Source organism: Vibrio sp. 1402, assembly GCF_033340275.1.
In genome coordinates, this window is the sequence record NZ_JAWOWE010000412.1 from 1 (window position 1) to 617 (window position 617).

2 protein-coding genes are annotated in these 617 nt (G+C 46.8%); one reads left to right on the forward strand and one right to left on the reverse strand.

The features are described from left to right. Positions 1–342 (reverse strand): helix-turn-helix domain-containing protein (locus R7044_RS26385; RefSeq protein WP_225456135.1); only part of this gene is annotated, 342 nt, incomplete at its 3' end. Between the two features lie 117 nt (positions 343–459). Here R7044_RS26385 and R7044_RS26390 point away from each other — a divergent pair. Beyond that, positions 460–617, forward strand: a 158-nt coding sequence (locus tag R7044_RS26390; protein WP_225456136.1) for a YdaS family helix-turn-helix protein, incomplete at its 3' end; no start/stop codon positions are given.

The window sequence follows — 617 nt, forward strand, 5'->3', positions numbered from 1 at the left end:
GACTTCACGCCACTCCTCTGCATCTTCAAAGGCAAATCCCTCCGCCATTTCAGTCCAATCCCCAGCCTGAACCCAGTTAATGAGAGGAATTCTTCCCTTAATATCAGGCCCGACTTCTACATTACCGACCCCCAAGCCAATCTCGCCATCACCTGTGGCGAGCCAATGAGCATTCACGCGAAGCGCCTCCGCGATCTGCATGGTGTAACGAGACCTAGCCGATTTACCAGAGCAAATCTGGCTGATCGACTGCTGTTTGATACCAATGCGACGAGCCAACTCAGACTGAGTCACCCCAGTAAGCTGCAAGGCATGGTTTAGTCGTTCGGATAAAGTTTTCATAAGCCCGTATTCTACAAATAAAACTGTAGCCTTTCAACAATTTTAACTGTTGACTTATCTACAGTTTAAACTGTAACATTCAATCTTGTAACAGTTTTTATTGTAACAGGAGACGGTATGGAAGTGTTCAACACGACACAAAAACATCTCCGCCGTGCCATTGACTTGGTCGGCGGGCAATCAGCATTAGCGCGAGCCATCAACTCAAAACAGCAAAACGTCTGGTTTTGGTTGAATAAATCAGGGCGTGTTCCCGCTGAATTCGTTTTACCCAT